The organism is Arenimonas fontis, assembly GCF_008386465.1.
GTDB classification, from domain to species: Bacteria; Pseudomonadota; Gammaproteobacteria; order Xanthomonadales; family Xanthomonadaceae; genus Arenimonas; species Arenimonas fontis.
On the sequence record NZ_VUOD01000001.1, the window covers coordinates 226319 to 249930 of the forward strand.

Sequence of the window (23612 nt, forward strand, 5' to 3'; positions counted from 1 at the left end):
GTTCCCCCGCCTGCGGCCGCGGGCTATAATCCCGGGCCTTGTCGCGGCCGCCTGCGGCCCTCCGACTTCCCCTTTCCGTCAATCACTTACCCGCCACGCGAGCGGGTCCAGGCCAGGGTCGTGGACAGTCTGATCAAGCAGTTCAAGCAGACCTCGCAACTTGCCGGCGGCAATGCCGCCTTCATCGAAGAACTGTACGAACGCTACCTGGTCGACCCCGACGGCGTTCCCGCCGCCTGGAGGGGCTACTTCGACACCCTGGACGGTCGCGCCGCCGGCGACGTACCGCATTCGGCGGTCATGGCCCGCATCCAGGCCGCGGCCCGCGCCGCCCGGCACGGCGGCGGCCTGGACGCCGAAGCCGCCCGCAAGCAGACGGCAGTCGGCAAGCTGGTCACCGCCTACCGCTCGCGCGGGCATCTGGCCGCCCGGCTCGACCCGCTCGGCATGTGGCAGCGTCCCGAGGCCCCCGACCTCGACCTGCCCTTCCACGGCCTGACCGACGCCGACCTGGACCAGGAATTCGCCGCCAGCACCTTCTTCGGCGCCGACCGCTTCAGGCTGCGCGATCTGCTGTCGCGCCTGCGCGCCACCTACTGCGGCAGTATCGGCGCCGAGTACATGCATATCACCGACGCCCAGCAGCGCCGCTGGATGCAGCAGCGGCTCGAGGGCGCCGCCGGCCAGTACGGTCTGGCGCCGGTGGAACGCAAGCGCCTGCTGGAGCGGTTGACCGCGGCCGAGGGCCTGGAGCGTTACCTGCACACCAAGTACGTCGGCCAGAAGCGATTCTCGCTGGAGGGCGGCGACTCGCTGATTCCGCTGATGGACGTGCTGGTGCGGCGCGGCGGCAGCGCCGGCGTCAAGGACGTGGTGATCGGCATGGCCCACCGCGGCCGCCTGAACGTGCTGGTGAACACCCTGGGCAAACCGCCGCAGAAGCTGTTCGCCGAGTTCGAGGGCAAGTTCGAACACGACCACGATCCGGCCCACAGCGGCGACGTGAAGTACCACATGGGCTTTTCCGCCGACGTCGCCACCCCCGGCGGCCCGGTCCACCTCGCCCTGGCCTTCAACCCCTCGCACCTGGAGATCGTGGACCCGGTGGTCGCCGGCTCGGTGCGGGCGCGGCAGATGCGCCGCGAGGACGCGAAGCGGCGCCAGGTGCTGCCGATCCTGGTGCACGGCGACGCCGCCTTTGCCGGCCAGGGGGTTGTGATGGAACTGTTCCAGATGTCGCAGGCGCGCGGCTTCGCCGTCGGCGGCACGGTGCACGTCGTGATCAACAACCAGGTGGGTTTCACCACCTCGCGACCGGACGACGCCCGTTCGACGCTCTATTGCACCGATCCGGCCAAGATCATCGGCGCGCCGGTGCTGCACGTGAACGGTGACGACCCTGAGGCAGTGGCGTTCTGCGCCCAGCTGGCCTTCGACTTCCGCCACGAGTTCGGCCGCGACGTGGTCATCGACCTGGTCTGCTATCGCAAGCACGGCCACAACGAGGCCGACGAGCCGGCCGCGACGCAGCCGCTGATGTACCGCGCCATTCGCGCCCGCAAGTCCACCCGGGAGCTGTACGCCGAGGCGCTGGAGGCTGCCGGGGTGATCGCCGCCGGCGAAGCCAAGGCCATGGTGGACGCCTATCGTGACAAGCTCGACCGCGGCGAAGTAACCGCCGACGTCGCCGGCGAAAACGGCGGCGACAACGGTGGCGACCCGTATTCGGTGGATTGGAGCCGCTGGCTGCACGGCAAGCTGTCCGACCCGGTGGACACCACCGTCGGGATGCCGGCGCTGGTCTCGCTGGCCGACCGCATCAACCAGCTGCCGGAACACCTCAAACTGCACCCGCGTGTGGCCAGGATCTACGAAGACCGGCGCGCCATGGCCGCCGGCAAGATCCCGATGGACTGGGGCTTCGCCGAGAACCTGGCCTACGCCAGCCTGCTCAGCGAGGGCTACAAGCTGCGCCTGGTCGGCCAGGATGCCGGGCGCGGCACCTTCTTCCACCGCCACGCCGTGCTGCACGACCAGGAGAGCGGCGAAACCTTCATGCCGCTGCGCGCCCTGGTGGCGAATCCGGAGCACGCCATGGTCGTCGATTCGCTGCTCAGCGAAGAGGCGGTGATGGCCTTCGAATACGGCTATTCCACCGCCGAGCCGACCACGCTGAACATCTGGGAAGGCCAGTTCGGCGACTTCGCCAACGGCGCCCAGGTGGTGATCGACCAGTTCATCACCTCCGGTGAGGCCAAGTGGGACCGGCTGTGCGGCCTGGTGCTGTTCCTGCCGCACGGTTACGAGGGCCAGGGCCCCGAGCACAGCTCGGCACGCCTGGAGCGCTTCCTGCAGCTGTGCGCGCTGGAGAACATCCAGGTCTGCACGCCGACCACGCCGGCGCAGATGTTCCATATGCTGCGCCGGCAGATGCTGCGCGCCACCCGCAAGCCGTTGGTGGTGATGACGCCCAAGTCCATGCTGCGGCACAAGCTGTCGGTGTCGACGCTGGAAGAGCTGGCCGAGGGCGGTTTCCAGGAGCTGATCCCGGACAGCCGCTGCAAGGATCCGAAGAAGGCCCGCCGGGTCGTGGTCTGCGGCGGCAAGGTCTACTGGGACCTGGTCGAGGCCGCCGATGCGAAGAAGATCAGGGATGTCGCCATCGTCCGCATCGAGCAGCTTTACCCCTTCCCGCGCCCGGCACTTGCGGCCGAACTCAAGCGCTTCGGCGCCGCGAAGGAAGTGGTGTGGTGCCAGGAGGAGCCGATGAACCAGGGCGCCTGGTACCAGATTCGCCATCATCTGGATTTCTGCCTGGCCAAGGGCCAGTCGCTGAGCTATGCCGGCCGCGCCCGCTCGGCCGCGCCGGCCTGCGGCCACCTGGCCACCCACAATGCCGAGCAGGCGGCGCTGATCGAGGACGCTCTCGTCAACGCACCCAACGGCCATACCGCCGAATGACCCTTTCAACGCAGCCAGGACCTCGTCCATGAGCATCGAAGTCAAAGTCCCGGTCCTTCCGGAATCCGTGTCCGACGCCACCATCGCCAGCTGGCACAAGAAGGCCGGCGACACCGTCCGTCGCGACGAGAACCTGCTCGACCTCGAGACCGACAAGGTGGTGCTGGAAGTGCCCTCGCCGGTGGACGGCGTGCTCAAGGAAATCAAGTTCCAGGCCGGCGACACCGTGACCAGCCAGCAGGTCGTGGCCATCATCGAGGAAGGCGCGGCAGCCGGGCAGAAGGCGCCCGAAACCAAGGCGGACGCGCCTAAGAAAGACGAGGCAGGCAAGGAGGCCGCCAGGCCGGCCGAAGCCGGGCCTCCGAAGAAGGACAAGGAAACCGGCAAGGTCGAGCTGCCACCCGGCGCCGCCGCCTACGCGGCCCGCGAGGGCGTGGACGCCTCGCAGGTCGAGGGCACCGGTCGCGGCGGCCGCGTCACCAAGGAGGACCTGGTCAGGCACGTCACCAGTGGCGGCGGCGCCCGCCCGGAGCAGCGGGTGCCCATGACCCGCATCCGCCAGCGCATCGCCGAGCGCATGATGCAATCCAAGAACTCCATCGCCATGCTGACCTCGTTCAACGAGGTCAACCTGGGCAAGGTCATGGCCATGCGCAAGGAGTTGGGCGAGCCGTTCGAGAAGAGCCACGGCGTGCGCCTGGGCTTCATGAGCTTTTTCGCCAAGGCCGCCGCCAACGCGCTGCAGCGACACCCGATCGTCAATGCCTCGGTGGACGGCAACGACATCATCTACCACGGTTATGCCGACATCTCGATCGCCGTGGCCACCGACAAGGGCCTGGTGACCCCGGTCCTGCGCAACGTCGAGAACATGTCCTTTGCCGAGGTCGAGGCGGCCATCGCCGGCTATGCCAAGGCGGCCCGCGAGGGCGGCCTGAAGCTGGAGGACCTGCAGGGCGGCACCTTCACCATCACCAACGGCGGCACCTTCGGCTCGCTGATGTCCACGCCGATCGTCAACCCGCCGCAGTCGGCCATTCTCGGCATGCATGCGATCAAGGAGCGGCCGATCGCCGAGAACGGCCAGGTGGTGGTGGCGCCGATGATGTACATCGCGCTCAGTTACGACCATCGCATCATCGACGGCAAGGACGCGGTGCTGTTCCTGGTGGACATCAAGAACCAGCTCGAGAATCCGCACCGGATGCTGCTGGGACTCTGAGCCCGGCCTTGCCCCACCCAGCCCTCCCGCACCCGGCGGGAGGGAAACCGGAAGAGGTTCCTTCATGAGCGAACAGTTCGACGTCGTCGTCATCGGTGCCGGCCCGGCCGGCTACCACGCGGCCATCCGCGCGGCCCAGCTGGGCCTGAAAACCGCCTGCATCGACGCCGCCCTGGGCAAGGACGGCAAGCCTGCCCTCGGCGGTACCTGCCTGCGGGTGGGCTGCATCCCGTCCAAGGCCCTGCTCGACAGCTCGCGCCAATGGCACAACCTGCAGCACCTGTTCGGCGAGCACGGCATCAGCGCCAAGGACGCGAAGATCGACGTCAAGACGATGATCGGCCGCAAGGACAAGATCGTGAAACAGTTTACCGGCGGCATCGCCCAGCTGTTCAAGGCCAACAAGGTCACGCCGTATTACGGTTTCGCCACCTTGCACAAGGACAGGCTGGTCAAGGTCAGGCAGCACGAGGGCGGCGAGGTCGAGCTGCGGGGCAAGCACGTCGTTCTGGCCGCCGGCTCGGACTCGATCGAACTGCCCTTCGCCAGGTTCGACGGCAAGCACATCGTCGACAACGTCGGTGCCCTGGACTTCACCGAAGTGCCAAAGCGCCTGGGCGTGATCGGCGCCGGCGTGATCGGCCTGGAGCTGGGCAGCGTCTGGAAGCGCCTGGGCGCCGAGGTCACCATCCTCGAGGCCCTGCCGGATTTCCTGGCCGCCGCCGATGCCGACGTCGCCAAGGCTGCCCTGCGCGAGTTCAGGAAGCAGGGCCTGGACATCCGACTGGGCGCCAAGGTCAGCAAGGCCGAGGTCAGGAAGGGTGAGGTCCACCTGAGCTACGACGACGGTAAGCAAGAGCAGAGCCTGGTCGTGGACAAACTGCTGGTGGCCGTCGGTCGTCGTGCCGCCACCAAGGGCCTGCTGGCCGAGGACAGCGGCGTCAAGCTGAATCAGCGCGGCCAGATCGAAGTCGACCGACACTGCCGCACCGGCGTCGAGGGCGTCTGGGCCATCGGCGACTGCGTGCGCGGCCCGATGCTGGCACACAAGGGCTTCGAGGAAGGCATCGCCGTGGCCGAGCTGATCGCCGGCCTGCCTGGCCACGTCAATCTCGACACCATCCCCTGGGTCATCTACACCGAGCCGGAAATCGCCTGGGTCGGCAAGAGCGAAAAACAGCTCAAGGACGAGGGTATCCCGTACAAGACCGGCAGTTTCCCCTTCGCTGCCGTCGGCCGTGCCGTCGCGATGGCCGAGCCGGCCGGCTTCGTGAAGGTGATCGCGCATGCGGAGACCGACCGCATCCTGGGCATGCACCTGGTCGGCGCCAACGTCTCCGAACTGGTGCACGAGGGCGTGCTGGCCATGGAGTTCCACGGCTCGGCCGAGGACCTGGCGCGCATCTGCCACGCCCACCCGACCCTGTCGGAGGCCATCCACGACGCCGCCATGGCCGTGGACAAGCGCGCCATCCACAAGGCGAACTGAGCGCTTCGGCGGCATGGCCATCCCTGCCCGCTTCCGCGCCTTCCGCATCCACCGGGACGATGCCGGCCACCGCGCCGGCATCGAGGAACTGTCACTGGACGACCTGGCCCCCGGCGAGATCGTCGTCCGCGCCGCCTGGTCCAGCGTGAACTACAAGGACGCCCTGGCCGGCACCGGCAAGGGCAGGATCCTGCGCCGCTTTCCACTGGTCGGCGGCATCGACGTCGCCGGCCACGTGCTGGCGTCCGGCGATTCGCGTTTCCGCGAAGGCGACGCCGTGCTCTGCACTGGCTGCGGCCTGTCCGAGACCCGCGACGGCGGCTATGCCGAGATCGTCCGCCTGGAAGCCGACTGGGCCATTCCCCTGCCTGCCGGCCTGGACCTGCGCGAGGCCATGGTGCTGGGCACCGCCGGCTTCACCGCCGCTCTTGGCCTGTTGCGCATGGAGGAGAACCGGCAGAAACCCGGGCTGGGCCCCTTGGTGGTCACCGGCGCCACCGGCGGCGTCGGCATGCTGGCGGTGGACATCTACACACGTGCCGGCTACGAGGTGCACGCCGTCAGCGGCAAGGCCGACCGCGCCGCATTCCTGCGCCAGCTCGGTGCCCGCGAGGTGCTGGGCCGCGAAGCCCTGGCCATGTCCCGGCCGCTGGAATCGGCCCGCTTCGGCGGCGGCCTGGACAACGTCGGCGGCCCGATGCTGGCCAGCCTGCTGGCCCAGACCGTGCCCTACGGCAACGTCGCCAGTTGCGGTCTGGCCGGCAGCAGCGAGCTGTCCACCACCGTGATGCCCTTCATCATCCGCGGCGTCAGCCTGCTTGGCGTGGCTTCGGCCGGCACCGCCCGCGACATCCGCGAACAGATCTGGGACCGTTTGGCGGGCCCCTGGAAGCCGGCGCATCTGGACCGTATCTGCACCCGGGAGGTCACGCTGGACGAACTTCCCGGCATTTTCGCGACGATGCTGGCCGGCGAGTCCTTCGGACGGACGGTCGTGCGGCTCTGAGCCGCGGCCCCGTTCCGGCTTGCACCATTACCGCCCCCCCGGCATACAATCGCCCAACCATTGGAGGCCCAACATGGCACGCATCCTGATCGTTGACGATTCCCCGTCCCAGCTGATGGGCATGAAGCGCATTGTCGAGAAGCTGGGGCACGAGGCCATCACCGCCGAGGATGGCGCCGCCGGCGTCGAGGCCGCCAAGGCCCAGATGCCCGACCTGATCCTGATGGACGTGGTCATGCCCAACCTCAACGGCTTCCAGGCCACCCGCGCCATCTCCAAGGAAGCCAGCACCGCCCACATCCCGATCGTCCTGGTGACCACCAAGGACCAGGAGACCGACAAGGTCTGGGGCATGCGCCAGGGCGCCAAGGCCTACATCACCAAGCCCTTCAACGAAAACCAGTTGATCGAGGTCATCAACAGCCTGCTGGCCGGCGGTTGATGCGGACGTGCGGCGCGCATGCGCGCCGGCCGCACACTTGCCCGCTCCTGACGGCGGCGGACACTGATCGGGGCGGCCCGTGCGGACCGCCCCGATGTTTTTGCCGGGCCGGCCCGCCGGACACTTCCCGTGCCGGGTTCAGCCCTTGCGCGGGTCGAAGGAAAAGGCCTCGGCCATGCGCCGGTACAGGGCCTTCTGCTCTTCGCTGCGGGCGGAAGGAACGTGGACTTCGAGTTCGACGATCTGGTCACCGGCCGGCTGACCGGCCCGGCCCGGCAGGCCGCGGCCGCGCAGGCGGAGCTTGCGGCCGGTATCGGAGCCCGGTGGCACCTTGAGATCCACCGGTCCGCCCAGGGTCGGTACGCTGACGGTCGCACCCAAGGCCGCCTCCCACGGCGCCAGCGGCAGGGTGTACAGGATGTTGCGTCCGTCCACCTCGAAGTCGGCATGTGGCCGGTAATGCACCTCGAGCAGCAGCGAGCCTCCGCCGCGGCCCTGCCCGGCCAGGCGGATCACCTGCCCCTGGCCGATGCCGGCCGGCACGGTCACGTCGAGCGTGCGCCCATCCACCTCGATGCGCTGGCGGCCGCCGGCATGGGCCAACTCCAGCGGAATGGCCAGTTTGGCGCGGGTATCGCCCGGCGGCGCCGGCCCACGCCCGCGGAAGCCGCGACCGCCGAACAGGGACTCGAAGAAGTCGCTGAAGCCGCTGCCGAAATCCCCCTCGAAACGGAAGCCCTGGCCATCGAAGCCGCCAAAGTCCGGCGGCGGCCGGAACTCCTCGCCCGGCCGGTAGCCGCGCGCGCGCAGCTGGTCATAAGCCGCCCGCTTCTCCGGGTCGCGCAGCACCTCGTAGGCCTCGCTGATGGCCTTGAAGCGCTCTTCCGCGCCCGGCTCCTTGCTTACGTCCGGGTGGTACTTGCGGGCCAGCCGGCGATACGCGGTCTTGAGTTCGGCCTCGCCGGCCGTGGGCTCCACCCCCAGCGTCTGGTAGTAGTCCTTGAACTCCATGCCTCAGGCACCTGAAAAAGGAAGGCCCGCGGGGAAGGCCCGCGGGCCGAGTCTACGCGGACCGCGACGGCGGCACCGCGGCGGATCCTGGCCTTCGCCGCCTCACTGCACCTGGATGCGGCGCGGCGTGGTTTCCGGGCGCTTGGGGATCACCACTTCCAGCACGCCGTGCTTGCCGCTGGCAGTGATGCCGTCGGGGTTGGCGCTGTCGGGCAAGGCGAAGCGGCGATAGAACACGCCGTGGGCGCGCTCGACCCGGGAGAAGCGCTCGTTTTCTGTCACCGACTCGGTCTTGCGCTCGCCCTTGATGGAAAGGATGCCCTTGTCCATCTGCACCTCGATCTGGGCCGGATCCACGCCCGGCAGGTCGGCGTAGATGACGAAGCGTTCGGGCTCTTCCTTGATGTCCACCCGGGGCACCCATTGGCTGGTCACCACCGACGAGGCATCGCCGTCGTCGCTGTTGAAGAACTTGTCGAACACCTGCTTGATTTCGTCCTCCAGCAGGCGGGGAGCAGTTGCGCTGTAGCGAATCAGGCTCATGGCTGGTCTCCGTGCATTGGGCGGTCTCGCCGCCATGCCCGCCAGATGGGGGCCGGGGTCCGTGCGTTCAAGACCCCCTGCCCGGCCCGGGCGGGCGCCGCTACACTCGGCGACCCCAACCCACGGAGACGAAGATGGCCATCCAGGTAGGAGACAGAATTCCCGAGGCGGTCCTGAACGTCCTGCGCGACGGCGTCCAGACGGTGAGCACCGGCGAGCTGTTCGGCGGCAGGAAAGTGCTGTTGTTCGCCGTCCCCGGCGCCTTCACCCCGACCTGCTCGGCCAGGCACCTTCCCGGTTACGTGCAGCACCTGGAGGCCTTCCGCGCCCGCGGCATCGAGGTTGCCTGCATGGCCGTCAACGATGCCTTCGTCATGGGCGCCTGGGCGCGCGACCAGAATGTGCCGGCGGCCATCCACATGCTGGCCGACGGCAACGGCGAGTTCACCCGCGCCCTGGGCCTGGAACTGGATGCCAGCGGCTTCGGCATGGGGCTGCGCGCCAAGCGTTTCGCCCTGTACGCGGAGGATGGCGTGGTAAAGCAGCTGTATGTCGAGGCACCGGGCGAGTTCAGGGTATCGGCGGCGGAATACGTGCTGGAGCATCTGCCGGCCTGAGCGGCGGCAGGCTAGCGCCATCGGCGCAGCGTCGGCATGGACCGGTGGCCCGCGCCATGTCCCGCCGTTCGGGCCCCGCGTCAGCGCAGGACCCGCAACTCCAGCTCGTCCCAGGCGCCCGATTCGGCCAGGGCGGTGATGCGCTGAATGCCCGGCGCGTCGAAGCGGTGCCGCCAGTAGCGGCTGCCCAAGGTTTCGCCGGCCAGGCGGCCGTTCACCAGCCAGCGCACCCTGCCCTGCGCGCCCAGCGCCCGCAAGCGCAGCACCGGTGCCCGATCGCTGCCCGGTGGCGGCGCCAGGACGGCGCCGGGTGCCACGCCCTCGATGCGCAGGTTCTCCATCGCCGCCAGCGCGTCGGGCACGCAGTCGCCGGCCAGCGGCGGGATGGCGCTGGCGCGGCGCGTCTCCGCCGGCAGCCAGGGATAGGCCAGGCCCGGCCAGCGGGCGATCTCGCGGCGCTGGCGCCGGTGCGACTGCGCGCACTCGGCCGACAGGCGCCGGCCGGTGTCGGCATCCACCTCCAGCACCAGCCGGCCCGGTCCCCAGAGCCGGGCCCCGCGCTCGGGCAGGGTCGGCGGCAGGCTGCCGGCCAGCAACCAGGCCTCGCGGCGCCGATGGCACAGCGAAGACGGCGTCTGTTCGGCCGGCAAGCCCAGCGGCCAGCAGATCTCGCGCCGCTGCACCGATGCCGGCGGTGGCGGCAGCTCGTGGCCGGCAACCTTCGGCAGGCTGTCCACCACCTCCAGCAACAGCGGCAAGGCGGTGATGGCGCCGTACTGGCCCGGCAGCGGCGTGCCATCCGGCCGCCCCACCCAGACCCCGACCGTATAGGCCGGCGTGCCGCCCAGGGCCCAGGCGTCGCGGAAGCCGTAGCTGGTGCCCGTCTTCCAGGCCACCGGTTGCCGGCCGCGGCGCTCGAACAGGGCCTCGCGCTCTTCCGGCCGACCGCCCGCGGCCAGGATCTCGCGGACGATCCAGGCCGCGCCCGGCGACAGCAGGCGACGCTCCTGCAGCGGCTGCTCCGGCCGGTAGCGCACCACGCCGGCCAGGCCCTTGCGGTGCAAGGCGGCGTAGCCTCCGACCAGTTGCTCCAGGGAAATGCCGGTGCCGCCCAGGATCAGGCTCAGATTGGGCGGTGCGCCGCGCGGGAAACGCAGGCCCAGACCGGCATGGGCCAGCCGGGCAGCGAAACGTTCGGGCCCGACCCGGTCCAGCAGGTCCACTGCCGGCACGTTCAGCGACAGCCGCAAGGCCTCGGCCACCGAGACCGGGCCATTGAAAGCCGGGTCGAAATTGCCAGGCCGGTAATCGCCGAAACTCTGCGGCGCATCCACCAGCAGACTCTCGGAATGCACCAGGCCATCGTCCATGGCCAGGCCGTACAGGAAGGGCTTGAGCGTGGAACCGGGCGAACGGGTGGCCCGAACCATGTCCACGTGACCCAGGCGCTCCGGATCGGCGAAGGCCAGCGAGCCGACGTAGGCGCGCGCCTGCAGGCCGTCGTTCTCCACCACCAGCACCGCCGCCGAAGTGCGAGGCGGCAGGCGCGCCGCCCAAACCTGCATGCGTTCTTCCAGGCTGCGCTGCAGCACCGCATCCACGGTGCTGGCGATGCGCGCCCTGTCCGGCTCCGCCGCCTGCAGGCGCCGGGCCAGCAAGGGTGCGGACATCGGCGGCCGCAGCCGGCGCGCCAGCACCGGCTCCAGGCGGGCGTCGGCGATCTCGGCGGGACTCCAGTCACCATGCGCTGCCAGGCGCGCCAGCACCTTGTCGCGGGCGGCGCGGGCCGCCTCCGGGTGCCGGTCCGGCCGCAGGCGGCTGGGCGCCTGCGGCAACACCGCCAGCAACGCCGCCTCCGCCCGCGACAGCCGCGAAGCCGGTTTGCCCAGGTAGGCCCAGCTGGCGGCCTCGACACCCTCGATGGTGCCGCCATAGGGCGCGTGGTTGAGATGGATCTCGAGGATCTCCCGCTTGCTCAGCCGTGCCTCCAGCTGCAGGGCGCGCAGCGACTGCCGCAGCTTGCCGCCCAGGCTGCGCGGCTGCGGTTCCAGGATGCGCGCCACCTGCATGCTCAGGGTGGAGCCGCCGGAAACGATGCGGCCGTGCCTGGCCCACTGCCAGGCCGCGCGCAGCATCGCCAGCGGATTCACGCCCAGGTGCCAATGGAACCAGCGGTCCTCGTAGCCGAGCAGAGCCTCGACGTAATGTGGCGACACGTCTTCCAGCGTCACTGGATAACGCCACACGCCGTCCGGCCCGGCGAAGGCGCGCAAGGGCGTACCGTCCGCGGCCAGCACCACCGTGGCGCCGCGGTCATCGGGCAGCGGCGGCGGAAACGACCGGTCCAGGACCAGCAGGGCCAGCAGCAGCCCGGCCAGCGCTGTTGCCGGCCGCCGCCACCGCCTGGCCGCTGCCGCCGACATGGCGTCAGGGCGGCGTGACGGTGATCGTCCCGGGCACGGCCCGGCCGACCCCGCGCAGCTCCGGCCGGTACATGTCCTCGACCCGCGGTGGTGGCACCTGGTAGCTGCCGGGCGTCACCGCCCGCACCAGGTAGAACAGATGCGCCGGCTGGCCCGCGTACAGGCGCAGCGCGGCCACGTAGCGGTCGTCGCGGTATTCCTCATGCTGAAGTTCGGCGGCATTGCCGCGCTCGGCCAGCCTGACGCCGTCAATGCTGACCTCGGCCCACTGGGCCGGATCGGCCAGATTGAGATTCTCCAGCTCCAGGCCCGCCGGCAGCAGGTCCTCGACCAGGGCATCGGGCATGTTCTCGCGCGCCTCCACCCGCAAGGCGACCACCAGCACTTCGCCCTCGCGCAGCGGCCCGGGCTGCCAGGGCTTGCCGTCGGGACGGTACCAGCGACGGACCACACTGACCTTGCTGTCGTCGGCCGGCGGCGCCGCGCGCGGCACGCCGGCCAGGTCCAGTACCGCGAACACCGGCACCTCGGCCCGGGCCAGGAAACGCACGCCGGCGGCGAGTTGCTCCGATGAGAAATCGCGACCGAAGATCCGGTCGGGCGGCAGCTCCAGGGTCTCGCCGCCCACGGTCAGGGTGCCGGAGAAGCTGCGTTCGCCGTCCAGGACCAGACTCCGTCCGAGCCGGGCAAGGGCGAGGCGCTCCTGGGTACTGAACCAGTAGGGCCGGTCGGTGCGGGCCTGCAACTCGCGCGAAAGCGCCAGCAGGCGCTGCTCCTGCTCCGGCGTGCCGCGGCCGTGCTCGCGCAGCAGGGCCAGCATCATCGCCTCGTCGCGCAGCTCGCTGCCGTAGTCGCCCAGCCAACGCGGGCGCTCGGACACCTTGGCCAGTCCCTCACGGATTGCCACCGCCGCCCGGGCTTCGTCGCCCTGCAGGGCCAGGGCCAGGCCCAGGTGCACCAGTGGCAGCCCGGTCAGGGCCTTGCCGCGCTCATTGTCGTGCAGGGCGCGCAGGGTGCCCAGCGGGGCCCGGTTCAGGCGCGCCAGCACGTAACCGGCATGGGCCTGGTAGGCCAGGCGCAGGTGTTCGGGGTGGTCGTAGGCGTAGAACGGCAAGCCACCGGTGAGCAGATCCTCGCCCAGCCGCTCCAGGCTCTTCTGCAACAGGCCCTCGGGCACGGCGAAACCGGCCTCGCGCGCCGACAGCAGGAACTCGGCGACATGGGGCGTCAGCACCGGCACCGTCTCGCTGCCGCCCCAGAAGCTGAAGTGGCCGTTGCCGACCTGCAGCGCCTGCAGGCGGCTGAAGGCCGCCTCCAGACGGCGCCTGCGCTCGCCTTCGTCCAGGCCAGGGAAACCCAGGCGGCGGGCATTGGCCTCGTCCAGCAGCAGGGCGGCGTAGCCGCGGGTGGTGGTCTGTTCGACGCAGCCGTAGGGGTAGTCCAGCAGGTCCTGCAGTGCGCGCGCCAAGGGCAAGGGCGGATCGGCGGTCACGCTCAGGCGCGCCGACACCGTTCCCGGCAGCAATCCCGCGGCGGCCTCGCTGCCAAAGACCAGGGGTTCGCCCGGCGCCAGCGAACGCGCCTGCGAACGGGCGACCGCGCCCCAGGCGGGCCGCACCGGCACCTCGAACTTGCGGCGCACGGCATGTCCGCCGCCTTCCGCGCTCAGCACCAGGGTGCCGATGCCGGCGCCCTCGCCGGCTCCCAGGGCGAACTGCAGGGTCTGCCTGCCCTCGGGTTCCAGGTGCAGGCGGCGCCGACCCTCGGCGACGCTCAGCGGGCCGCCCGCCTCCAGGCGCACGGTGAATTCGCCGGCGGCACCGGTGAAATTCTGCAGGTCCACCGTCACCGTGCTGCGGTCGCCGGGGGCCAGCGCTCGCGGCGCGCTCAGCTCGGCCAACAGCGGGGCCCGCAGCACGCTCTCGCGACTGGCCTGGCCGTAGCTGTCCTCGCCGAACACCAGGGCCGAGACCCGCAGGGTGCCGTTGAAATCCGGCACCGGCACCTCGACCGTGGCCCGGCCCCCTGCGTCCAGGCGTACCGGACCGGTGAACAGGTCCACCGTCTGCACGCGCGCGGTGGGCCGGCGTGCCTGCGGCAGGGGCGGCAGCGCCATGTCGCCGCCGAAACGCAGGCGTGCGCTTTCGCCCTCGTAACTTTCGATCACCCGTCCATAGAGGTCGCGCGCTTCCACGCCCAGGCGGCGCTGGGCGAAGAAATGCCCGGCCGCGTCCGGCACCGGGAAGCGGGTGATGTTGACGATGCCCAGGTCCACCGCCGACACCGTGGCCCATGCGGTTCTGCCGGCCAGGGCCGGCGCCGACACGGTCACCGGCAGGGTCTGCTCGGGCCTGGCCTGGGCCGGCGCCTCGATCTCGACCGCGATACGTCGGTCAGTGCGGTCCATGGGCACGTGCGCGACGCCGACGGCGCGGGCGGGCGTGGTCTTCTCCAAGGCCGAGCCGCCACGCAAGACCACGGCGGTGACGTAAACGTCGTGCCGCTCCCACTCGGCCGTGACCGGGATTTCGTAAGTCTCGCCGGACTTGGCCAGCAACGGCTGCAGGTGCAGCGGCCGGTCGCTTTCCACCACCAGGAAGCCCGGCCCGGGCTGCGGCGGCGTCACCGTCACCTTCAGGGTGTCGCCGGCGCGGTAGGCGGTCTTGTCCAGGGCCAGTTTCACCTTGTCCGGACGCGCGTCCAGACCGCGGTTCTGGTTGTCCCAGCTCCAGCCGGCGACGAAGGGCAGCCGGGTCACCAGGCCGGTCGCCGGATCGGTCACTTCCAGCCGGTACTCACCCCACTCCACCCGGAAATCCACCCGCTCGCCGCCATCGCTGCGCAAGCGCAAGGGCCGTGTGTCCACCGTCTGGTAACGGGCGGTGTAGTCGAAGCTCCAGCCGGCGTCGGTGCGCAACCAGTGGTAGTCGCGCAGTTCGCGCACCAGCCGTACCTCCACCTCGGCGGCCGAAAGCGCGCCGGCGGCATCGCTGCGCACCAGTTCGAAGCCGGCCACGCCGTTGGCCGGCGCACCTTCCTTCAGGTCGAACAGCGGACGCACGCCCACCAGATGCGCGGCCGGCCACACCACCCGCTTCAGGCTGCGGCTGACCGGGCGTCCTCCGCTTTCGTAGACGCTGCCCGTGAGCACGGCGGCCAGGGGCGCGCCCGATGCGGCCGCTTCTTCGGGCAGGGCAAGGTCGCGGGCCAGCTCGCCCCGTTCGTCCAGAGCCTCGTCCAGGACATCCCTGGCATCCCGGGGCAAGGCCAGGGTCGGGTCGCCGAAATGGTGGTCAGGCAGGGCCTGCACCGGATGCGCTTCGTGCAGGACCGCAAGCTTGGCGCTGAAACGGTTGCCGGCCGCGGGCGCACCGTACAGGTAGGCGGCCCGCACGCGCAGCTCCAGGGCCTGGCCCGGCATCAGGCCCGGCTGCGGGCTGTCCAGCTCCAGCTTCATGCGCTCGGGCAGGAACTCCTCGACCCTCAGGCTCATGCCCTGCACCACCTCGCCGGCGCCCGGCGCGGTCCGGAACTCCACCCGCCAGCGGCCGGTGGGCACCTCCGGAGGCAGGGCGTGACTCCACTCCAGGTAGCCGCCCTCGCCCGGATCCAGCCGCGTTTCCAGGTATACCTTGCCGTCGGGTTGGCGCAGGCTGAGGTAGAGCGGCTGCGGCGGCACGGCGCGGCCGTCGTGGTCACGCATCAGGGCGGCAAGCCGCAGGGTCTCGCCCGGCCGGTACAGGTCGCGGCCGGACCAGGCGAACACATCGAACCAGGCCTGTGGCCGGCCGGCCACGGCGAACTCGGACAGGTCCAGGGCCGGCTGGTTGAAGGGCAGTACCGAAACGTCGTTGCCGCTGCGCGCCACCAGGGCATGGCTGGCGTCCAGGGTGTAGGCGATCAGGGCATTGCCGGCGCCGTCGGTGCTGGCCTTGAGCACGGTTTCGCCCTTGCGGCCGAGTATCTCCAGGGCCACGTCGCCGATCGGCTCGCCGGAGCGCAAGGAAGCGGTATGCACCAGCACCCTGTCGCCGTAGGCGCGCAGATGCAGGCCCAGGTCCGAGACGAAGAATATCGCCGTCTCGAAGGTCCCCTCGTAATCTCCCACCCGCCGCATCAGCGCGAAGTACACGCCCGGTTCCTGCAGCTCCGGTATGTTCTGCACCGGCAGGAAGCTGAGCCGGCGCTCGTTCTCGCCGCCGCCCAGCACGAAGCGGTTGAGGTAGACCGAATCGGCCAGGCGGTTGATCGCCGCCCGGTCCATCCAGCGCGCCTCGCTCAGATCCCAGCCGCTGCGGGCGCCGCCGCGCTGGTAGGAACCGAAGAAGTTGGCCAGCTCGCGCTCGCGCACCCGCAGGAACTCGACGTCCACCTCCGGCACGTTCACCGACACCACCGGCAAGCCGCGGGTGTCGCGTGCCGGCAGCACGCTGCCCTGGGAGGCGAAGGCCACGGCCGGCTCGACCGGACCGGTGTTGACGCTGCGTTCGAGGTCGGCGCCCAGGGTGCTGCCGTCGGCCGCGGCCAGACCGGCGCGCAGCTTCACTCGGTAATCTCGGCCTGGTTCGACGAAAGGAAAGCGCAGGATCTTCGCCCCCTCGTCGAGCACCCAGCTGCCCCTGACCGCTTCGCCACCGGGTCCCTGCACGGACAACAGTGCGTCGAAGTCCTGACCGGCCGCCAGCGCTCGCGAAAACTCCAGCTGGATCGCCGGCTGCCCGTCCTGGCGACCGTGCCCGGCCGATATCAGGGCGAAACCCTCGACCTGCGGCCGGGCATCCACCGCAGTTCGCTGCAGTTCCGGCACTTGTGCCTCGTCACGGCGGCAGGCCGTCAGCGCCAGCAGCAGGACGAGCGCGAAGGCGGCACCGCCGCGCAGGATTCCCCGGGAGGATTTCGCTTCCATGGCCGACTCCGCGATGGCTGCGGCCAGTATAGGCCGGCCGCCTGGCCGGCATGTGGCGACGGAATGGCAGGATGCGGGCGGGCGTCGCTCAGTCGGCGCGCACCACGGGCAGGCGGGCCGCCTGGGCGGTGGCAGCGGCGACGCGCTCGACTGGCGTCATGCGCAGCACCAGGTCGGCCATGTCCAGACCGATGCCGGTATTGCCCTGACGGGCCAGCGACGCCAGGTCCACGTCCACGAAGCCCATCGGCCGGCCGTCGTGCGAGAAGGCCATGCCGGGCACCCCGTCCACCAGCAGGCGGAAGGTCGGCGTGCGCGTTTCGCCCAGCACCAGGCCGGGCCGGAACACCGGCACGCCACCCCACTCGTCCGAGGTTCGCAGCAACGAGAAGAACACCATGCCGGGCTCGGCCCTGGCGCCCTGGCTGAGATCCACGAACGGCAGCTTGCCGGGCGTTTCGCGCAAGCGCAGCCAGGCCAGGCCGAGCTCGCCGTCGCGGGTCACCAGGTCGGCGTCCAGCCATTCCTCGCTGCCGGGCAGGCGTACCCGGAACTCGCTGGACGTCGCCATCGGCGCGGCCTGCCCGGGACCGCCACCGCCGAAGATGCCGAGGTCCACGCTGACCGCACGGGCCGGCACCAGCACCAGGCCGTCGGTGCTGACCAGGAGTCCCTGGGTGCGGTCCTCGATCCGCTGCTGGTTGGCGCCGTCAGGCACGCTGATCACGAACTTCACCGGTACCACCGCGTCACCGTGCCGGCGGGCCAGGTCCCGGTATATCTCCCGGTAGTCCTCGAACTCTTCCGCGGCAACCCCCGGCACGGGGGCGGCGAGCAGGGCCAGGGGCAACAACAGGGCGGCGAGTTTCATCGGGTCTCCGTGAGCCAGTAGCGTTCGAGGTAGAGAATGCGCGTTTCCGCGCCGCGAATCACCTGCAGCGGGATCACCCGGCCATTGCCCTCGCCCAGGGCCGCATCCAGCGCGGCCGCCAGGCCGTCCAGGTCGCGGACGGGCTGGTCGCCGAGATGGACGATCAGATCGCCGGTCTTGAGATGGGCCAGGCCGGCCGGACCGCCGGACTCCACGCCATCCACCAACACCCCGGCCTGTGTGGCCGGCAACTGGCGCGCCACGCGGTCGTAGAAACCAAGTTCCCGCAGTTGCGCGCGCAGCAGGCTTTGCGACAGCGTGCGCAGGGCCGAGGCGTCGGCCGGCGCCGCGGCCAGATCGGCTTCCAGGTGCCGCTCCCGCCCCTCGCGCAAGGCCAGGAAGCGGGCCCGGTGCCCGATCGGCAGCTCCCGCACCCGCTGGTGAAAGCCGTCGGCGTTGTTGTCGTTGGCCGGCAGCAACGGCTGCCCTTCGAGCGCGTTCAGAAGGTCGCCCACTCGGGCGCCGGCCTGGCCGAGCGGGCTGCCGGGATAGATGCGGGTGACCCGGTAGCCAGGGCCGGGCAGGCCGAGTTCGCGGGCCAGGGACCCCGTCACCGCCTGAACCTCGACGCCGGCCCAGGCCTTGGGCAGCTCCGGCAGCGGCGTCCGCACCCGGTCCCCGTACACCGGAACCAGCGCCGTCAGCCGGCGTTCGGCGCCACGATGGAATTCAACCACCAGGCTGCGGCCGGGCCCGGGCACGGCGAATGCCTCCAGGTCGGCATGGCTGGCGACCGGCCGGCCGTCGACGGCACGGATCACGTCACCCGACTGCAGCGCCGGTCGGGCGATCGCCGCCGGACCGCCAGGCCGGACACCGGTGACCAGCAAGCCGGACTCGGTGTCGAGCTGCCGGCGCCGGCTCATGGCCGGCGTCAACTCCACCAACGAAGCGCCGAAGGGGAGGAAGGCGCGTTCCTCGCCGCGGTCGGGCGGTTGCGCAAGGGCGGTCAGCAGCAGCCGTTCGCGCCTGCCCTTGCGCTCGATGTCCAGCCTCACCCGGTGCCCGATCGGCAGTTCGGCGATGCGCCGCTGCAGGGCCGGCACGTCCACCGGCTGCGGGGCGTCCACCCTGTCGCCGTCCAGGCCGAGGATGCGATCGCCGGGTCGCAGCCCGGCCTGTTCCGCTTCCGAACCGCGCTCGACCGCGTTCACCAGCACGCCGCGCTCGAACCCCGTCCCCTTGAGCGAGCGCAGCCGGAAACCGAGATGCGCCCGCTCGATCCGCCCCTTGCCGATCAGCTCGCGAACGACCACGGCGGCGTCGGGCCCGGGAATGGCGAAGGCCAGGTCGCCGCCGAAGATCATGCCGCGGGTATTGACGCCGACGATGCGGCCGTGCAGGTCCACCAGCGGACCGCCGGAGTTGCCGGGCGCGATGGCGGCATCGTGCTGGATCCAGGCGTAGTATCGGCCGGTCGGCTGGTCGGCACCGAGACGATCCTCGTAGTCGGCCTCGTCGTCGAACAGCGAAACCAGCAGGCGGCGCGGATTGTTCACCACGCCGGCGCTGAGTGAGTTGGACAGGCCCCAGGGCGCGCCCATGGCCAGCACGGTGTCGCCCGGGCGCAGATCCAGGCGCTCGGCGAACTCGGCGTGGGCAAAGGTTTCCGGCGCCGGTGGCTGCACTTTCAGCACGGCCAGGTCGGACAAGCTGTCCTCGCCGACCAGTTGCGCAGGCAACTCGCGGCCGTCCGCGAATACCACCCGGAAGCTGCGCCCGTTCTGGGTGACATGGGCATTGGTGGCGACGTGGCCCTCGGCCGTTACGACGGTGCCGCTGCCGCTGGAGACGGTCAGCACTGGCTCGCCCTGCTGGAAGTCCTCGCGCACGGTGAGGATGCTGACGACCACCGGCAGGACCCGGTCGCGGGCGGCGGCCATGCGTTCGGCGTCGCCGGTCGCGGCCGGCGCCGACTCGTCTTGCGCCGGCAGCGCCGCCCCGGGCGCCATCCCCAACAGGAGCGCGACCAGTCCGGCCGCAACGGTTCGATGCACGCGCATGACCTCCTCCAGGAAAGACGGGATTTAGGGTACAGGCGGCGCGGCGAGTTCCGCGCGGCCTTGCACGAGGCCCGGCCTCAGGGCTCGGGCTGCGGCTGGGCGGCCCCTGCGGTGCCGCCGTCGCCTTCGCTGGCGCCCTCGACGCCCTCGTCCCCGCCCAGCTCGTCCACACGCTCCACGGCGATCAGCTGCTCGCCCTCGGACAGCCGCATCAGGGTCACGCCCTGGGTATTGCGGCCGACCTGGCTGACCTCGGCGGCGCGGGTGCGCACCAGGGTGCCCTGGTCGGAGATCAACAGGATCTCGTGCCGCTCGGTCAGCTGGATGGCGCCGACCAGCTCGCCGTTGCGCTCGCTGGTCTGGATGGCGATCACGCCCTGGGTGCCGCGACCCTTGCGCGGGAACTCGGCCACCGGCGTGCGCTTGCCGTAGCCATTGGCGCAGGCGGTCAGGATGTCGCCCTCGCCGTCCAGCACGATCAGGCTGACCACCCGGGCCGGCCGACCCTGCTCATCCGCCGTCAGACGGATGCCGCGGACGCCGGTGGCGGTGCGGCCCATCGGCCGGACCTCGGCCTCATCGAAGCGCACTGCCTTGCCATTGCTGGCGAACAGCATGACGTTGCAGCCGCCGTCGGTCAGCTGGACGTCCACCAGGCCGTCGCCCTCGTCCAGGTTGATGGCCCAGATGCCGGTGGCGCGCGGCCGCGAGTAGTCGCTGAGCGGCGTCTTCTTGACCGTGCCGTTGCGGGTGGCGAAGAACACGTAGTGCTGGTCGTCGAACTCGCGCACCGGCAGCACCGCCTGCACCTTTTCGCCTTCCTGCAACGGGATCCAGTTGACGATCGGCCTGCCGCGGGAATTCGGCCCCGCCTCGGGCAGCTGGTACACCTTCAGCCAGAACACCCGGCCGGTGCTGGTGAAGGCAAGCAGGGTGTCGTGGGTGTTCACCACCCACAGCCGCTCGACGAAATCCTCCTCCTTGACCGCGGTGGCCGAACGGCCCTTGCCGCCGCGCCGCTGCGCCCGGTAGGCGCTCAGCGGCTGGCGCTTGGCGTAGCCGGCGTGCGACAGCGTGACCACCACGTCCTCCGGGGCGATCAGGTCGAGGATGTCCAGGTCTTCCTCGGAAGCGCGTATCTCGGTGCGGCGCGGATCGGCGTACTCGGCGCGCAGGGCCAGCAGTTCGTCGCGGATCACCCGCAGCAGGCGCTCCGGGCTCTCGAGGATGCCGATCAGCTCGCCGATGGCGTCCAGCAGCTGCCGGTACTCCTCGGTCAGCTTCTCCTGTTCCAGGCCGGTCAGGCGGTGCAGGCGCATTTCCAGGATCTGCTGGGCCTGGGTGTCGGTGAGCTGGTAGTGGCCCTCGAGCAGGCCGACGCCCGGCGGCAGGTCCTCCGGGCGGGACGCTTCGGCACCGGCGGCGGCCAGCAGGCTGCCGACCAGGCCCGGCTGCCACCGGCGCGCCAGCATGCGCTCCTTGGCCACCGCGGGGCTCTCCGAGGTCTTGATCAGTTCGATCATCTCGTCGATGTTGGCCAGGGCGACGGTCAGGCCCTCGAGGATGTGGGCGCGCGCCCTGGCCTTGCGCAGCTCGAAGATGGTGCGGCGGGTGACCACCTCGCGGCGGTGCCTGACGAAGGCCTCCAGCATCTGCTTGAGGTCGAGCGTCTGCGGCCGGCCGTCCACCAGGGCAACCATGTTGATGCCGAATACCGACTCCATCGGCGTCTGCGCGTACAGGTTGTTGAGCACCACCTCGGCGCTCTCGCCACGCTTGACCTCGATGTAGACGCGCATGCCGTCCTTGTCGGATTCGTCGCGCAGCTCGCTGATGCCCTCGATCTTCCTTTCCTTCACCAGCTCGGCGATCTTTTCGATCAGCCGCGCCTTGTTCACCTGGTAGGGCAGCTCGGTGACGATGATGGCTTCGCGGCCGCTGTCCTCGTTGACTTCGATCTCGGCGCGGGCGCGAATGCGCACCCGGCCGCGGCCGCTGTGGTAGGCGGCATGGATGCCGGCCGAGCCATTGATGATTCCGGCGGTGGGAAAATCCGGACCGGGAATGTGCTGCATCAGGTCGCCGATGCTGGCGTCGGGGTCGTCGATCAGGGCGATGGTGGCGTCGATCACCTCGCCGAGGTTGTGCGGCGGGATGTTGGTGGCCATGCCCACGGCGATGCCGGCCGAACCGTTGACCAGCAGGTTGGGCACCCTGGTCGGCAGGACCGTCGGCTCCAGTTCCTTCTCGTCGTAGTTGGGCTGGAAGTCGACCGTTTCCTTGTCGATGTCGGCCAGCAGCTCGTGGCTGAGCCGGGACATCCTCGCCTCGGTGTAACGCATGGCCGCCGGGGCGTCGCCGTCGATGGAGCCGAAGTTGCCCTGGCCGTCCACCAGCAGGTAGCGCAGCGAGAACGGCTGGGCCATGCGCACCAGGGTGTCGTAAACGGCGGTATCGCCGTGCGGGTGGTATTTGCCGATGACGTCGCCGACGATGCGCGCCGACTTGTAATAGGGCTTGCCAGCGTGCGCCCCCAGCTCGTTCATGGCGAACAGGACACGGCGGTGCACCGGCTTGAGACCATCGCGGACATCCGGAAGGGCGCGGCCGACGATCACGCTCATGGCGTAATCGAGGTAGCTCCTGCGCATCTCGTCTTCGAGGTTTACCGGGATGATTTCCTTCGCGAGGTCTGCCATTTATCGTCCGTAATCCGGGTTTCTGGGGCCCGCGTCGGGGGCGGCGCGGACTCCGGCGCGGGACGCGCCGCGGGCCTGCCGCGGCACCGGGCCGGAAGTGCCCGATTCTAGCAGAAACGCCCGCTGAACCGCTGCCCCAAGCCCTTGATTCCAAACCCTTGCAGCGGCCTTCGGCAGCCGCCGCGACAGGGCTGCGGCCGCTGCCGGGGTCCCTGCCCGGGTAGCCGGGCGCGCCGGCGCGATCTCAACCGAACAGCCGGGCCATCGCGGCCGGATCGGGCCGTTCGACGACACCCCGCTCGGTGACGATGACGTCGATCAGGCCGGCCGGGGTGATGTCGAAGACCGGGTTCCAGGCCTGCACGCCCTCGGCCACGGTGCGGAGGCCGGAGACCGACAGCAGTTCGGCCTGGTCGCGCAGTTCGATCTCGATGTCCTCGCCGCGGGCAGTGGCCATGTCCACGGTCGAGGACGGTGCCACCACCATCACCCGGACGCCGTGATGGCGGGCGGCGATGGCGTGGGCATAGGTGCCGATCTTGTTGGCGGTATCGCCGTTGGCGCAGATGCGATCGGCACCGACCACTAGCCATTGCACGGCCCCGGTGTTCATCAGGTGCGCGCCGGCGCCATCGGCGATCAGGGTGGCGGCGATGCCGTCCTGCAGCAGTTCCCATACCGTCAGGCGCGCACCCTGCAGCCAAGGCCGGGTTTCCGAAGCGAACACCCGGGCGATGCGGCCTTCGGCGACGCCGGCGCGGATGACGCCCAGGGCGGTACCGAAGCCGGCGGTGGCCAGAGAGCCGGTGTTGCAGTGGGTCAGCACGCCGCTGCCGGGCGCGATCAGCGCCGCGCCGAGCGCGCCCATGCGCCGGTTGGCGGCCAGATCCTCGTCGGCGATCGCCTGCGCTTCCCGCTCCAGGCGTTCCCGCCAGTCGGCGCCGGCGCCGGCCAGCACGCGCGCCATGCGGTCCAGCGCCCACATCAGGTTGACGGCGGTCGGGCGGGCGGCGCGCAGGCGGGCCAGATCCGGGCCCAGCCGCGCCAGGGCCTCGCGACCGTCGGCCGCCTCGGTGCTCTGCCCCGCCAGGACCAGGCCCCATGCGGCAGCGATGCCGATGGCGGGTGCGCCGCGCACCACCAGGTCGCGGATGGCCTGGGCCACGGCGTCGCTGTCCCGGCATTCCAACACGACCGTCTCGAAGGGAAGACGGCGCTGGTCCAGCAGGTTCAGGCGGTCGCCCTGCCAGCGGATCGGGCGAATGCGGTCGTAGCGGTCGAAATCCATGCCTGGCCTGCGCTGCGGAAGGGGGGCGCGAGTCTAACAAGCCGGGGCGGCCGGGACCCGCGTGTATGCTG

14 protein-coding genes are annotated in these 23612 nt (G+C 70.5%); 6 read left to right on the plus strand and 8 right to left on the minus strand.

Features of this window, described 5'->3' with window-relative positions:
* Positions 1–120: 120 nt before the first annotated feature.
* The 5 genes from F0415_RS01075 to F0415_RS01095 all read left to right on the plus strand — a co-directional run bounded on the left by F0415_RS01075 (position 121) and on the right by F0415_RS01095 (position 7120).
* The gene (locus tag F0415_RS01075; RefSeq protein WP_149859345.1) at positions 121–2961 is read left to right on the plus strand and encodes a 2-oxoglutarate dehydrogenase E1 component; all 2841 of its coding nucleotides are present in this window, start codon (positions 121–123) and stop codon (positions 2959–2961) included.
* Positions 2962–2989: 28 nt separating this feature from the next.
* Positions 2990–4183: a dihydrolipoyllysine-residue succinyltransferase gene (gene sucB / locus F0415_RS01080; RefSeq protein ID WP_149859346.1), complete on the plus strand. Its 1194-nt coding sequence runs from the start codon at positions 2990–2992 to the stop codon at positions 4181–4183.
* 64 nt (positions 4184–4247) lie between these two features.
* Positions 4248–5672, plus strand: a complete 1425-nt coding sequence (gene lpdA, locus F0415_RS01085; RefSeq protein WP_149859347.1) for a dihydrolipoyl dehydrogenase — start codon at positions 4248–4250, stop codon at positions 5670–5672.
* A 13-nt stretch (positions 5673–5685) separates the two neighbouring features.
* A complete protein-coding gene (locus F0415_RS01090; RefSeq protein WP_149859348.1) occupies positions 5686–6678 on the plus strand; it encodes an oxidoreductase in 993 nt (330 codons plus the stop codon).
* Positions 6679–6751: 73 nt separating this feature from the next.
* Positions 6752–7120, plus strand: coding sequence for a response regulator (locus F0415_RS01095; protein ID WP_149859349.1), 369 nt, complete (start codon positions 6752–6754; stop codon positions 7118–7120).
* Positions 7121–7258: 138 nt separating this feature from the next.
* Here the strand turns inward: F0415_RS01095 and F0415_RS01100 are convergent, their stop codons facing one another.
* Positions 7259–8131 carry a DnaJ C-terminal domain-containing protein gene (locus F0415_RS01100; protein WP_149859350.1) on the minus strand — a complete coding sequence of 291 codons (873 nt, stop codon included), beginning with the start codon at positions 8129–8131 and terminating at the stop codon, positions 7259–7261.
* A 102-nt stretch (positions 8132–8233) separates the two neighbouring features.
* Positions 8234–8674: an Hsp20/alpha crystallin family protein gene (locus F0415_RS01105; protein ID WP_149859351.1), complete on the minus strand. Its 441-nt coding sequence runs from the start codon at positions 8672–8674 to the stop codon at positions 8234–8236.
* Positions 8675–8808: 134 nt separating this feature from the next.
* Between F0415_RS01105 and F0415_RS01110 the strand changes: the two genes are divergently transcribed.
* Positions 8809–9291, plus strand: coding sequence for a peroxiredoxin (locus F0415_RS01110; RefSeq protein WP_149859352.1), 483 nt, complete (start codon positions 8809–8811; stop codon positions 9289–9291).
* A gap of 80 nt (positions 9292–9371) precedes the next feature.
* On the opposite strand, the gene pbpC is transcribed toward F0415_RS01110, so the two are convergent.
* The 6 genes from pbpC to mtnA all read right to left on the minus strand — a co-directional run bounded on the left by pbpC (position 9372) and on the right by mtnA (position 23541).
* The gene (pbpC, locus tag F0415_RS01115; protein ID WP_149859353.1) at positions 9372–11714 is read right to left on the minus strand and encodes a penicillin-binding protein 1C; all 2343 of its coding nucleotides are present in this window, start codon (positions 11712–11714) and stop codon (positions 9372–9374) included.
* Between the two features lie 4 nt (positions 11715–11718).
* Positions 11719–16620 carry an alpha-2-macroglobulin family protein gene (locus F0415_RS01120; protein ID WP_149859354.1) on the minus strand — a complete coding sequence of 1634 codons (4902 nt, stop codon included), beginning with the start codon at positions 16618–16620 and terminating at the stop codon, positions 11719–11721.
* 88 nt (positions 16621–16708) lie between these two features.
* Complete coding sequence (locus tag F0415_RS01125) at positions 16709–17491, minus strand: hypothetical protein (RefSeq protein WP_149859355.1); 783 nt, start codon at positions 17489–17491, stop codon at positions 16709–16711.
* Entirely contained in the window at positions 17488–19554 is a 2067-nt protein-coding gene (locus F0415_RS01130) for a PDZ domain-containing protein (protein ID WP_149859356.1), read from the minus strand. Before F0415_RS01130 ends, F0415_RS01125 begins: the two co-directional genes overlap by 4 nt.
* A gap of 77 nt (positions 19555–19631) precedes the next feature.
* Positions 19632–22253, minus strand: a complete 2622-nt coding sequence (gene gyrA / locus F0415_RS01135; RefSeq protein WP_149859357.1) for a DNA gyrase subunit A — start codon at positions 22251–22253, stop codon at positions 19632–19634.
* Between the two features lie 244 nt (positions 22254–22497).
* Positions 22498–23541 (minus strand): S-methyl-5-thioribose-1-phosphate isomerase, encoded by a 1044-nt coding sequence (gene mtnA, locus F0415_RS01140; protein ID WP_149859358.1) that lies wholly within the window; start codon positions 23539–23541, stop codon positions 22498–22500.
* Between the last annotated feature and the right edge of the window lie 71 nt (positions 23542–23612).

Bases quoted from the DNA above. Each gene is read 5' to 3' on its own strand.
- F0415_RS01095 (WP_149859349.1), top strand. From the start codon at position 6,752: ATGGCACGCATCCTGATCGTTGACGATTCCCCGTCCCAGCTGATGGGC.
- F0415_RS01130 (WP_149859356.1), bottom strand. From the start codon at position 19,554: ATGCGCGTGCATCGAACCGTTGCGGCCGGACTGGTCGCGCTCCTGTTG.
- F0415_RS01120 (WP_149859354.1), bottom strand. From the start codon at position 16,620: ATGGAAGCGAAATCCTCCCGGGGAATCCTGCGCGGCGGTGCCGCCTTC.
- F0415_RS01100 (WP_149859350.1), bottom strand. From the start codon at position 8,131: ATGGAGTTCAAGGACTACTACCAGACGCTGGGGGTGGAGCCCACGGCC.
- sucB (WP_149859346.1), top strand. From the start codon at position 2,990: ATGAGCATCGAAGTCAAAGTCCCGGTCCTTCCGGAATCCGTGTCCGAC.
- F0415_RS01125 (WP_149859355.1), bottom strand. From the start codon at position 17,491: ATGAAACTCGCCGCCCTGTTGTTGCCCCTGGCCCTGCTCGCCGCCCCC.
- pbpC (WP_149859353.1), bottom strand. From the start codon at position 11,714: ATGTCGGCGGCAGCGGCCAGGCGGTGGCGGCGGCCGGCAACAGCGCTG.
- F0415_RS01105 (WP_149859351.1), bottom strand. From the start codon at position 8,674: ATGAGCCTGATTCGCTACAGCGCAACTGCTCCCCGCCTGCTGGAGGAC.
- F0415_RS01090 (WP_149859348.1), top strand. From the start codon at position 5,686: ATGGCCATCCCTGCCCGCTTCCGCGCCTTCCGCATCCACCGGGACGAT.
- F0415_RS01110 (WP_149859352.1), top strand. From the start codon at position 8,809: ATGGCCATCCAGGTAGGAGACAGAATTCCCGAGGCGGTCCTGAACGTC.
- mtnA (WP_149859358.1), bottom strand. From the start codon at position 23,541: ATGGATTTCGACCGCTACGACCGCATTCGCCCGATCCGCTGGCAGGGC.
- lpdA (WP_149859347.1), top strand. From the start codon at position 4,248: ATGAGCGAACAGTTCGACGTCGTCGTCATCGGTGCCGGCCCGGCCGGC.
- gyrA (WP_149859357.1), bottom strand. From the start codon at position 22,253: ATGGCAGACCTCGCGAAGGAAATCATCCCGGTAAACCTCGAAGACGAG.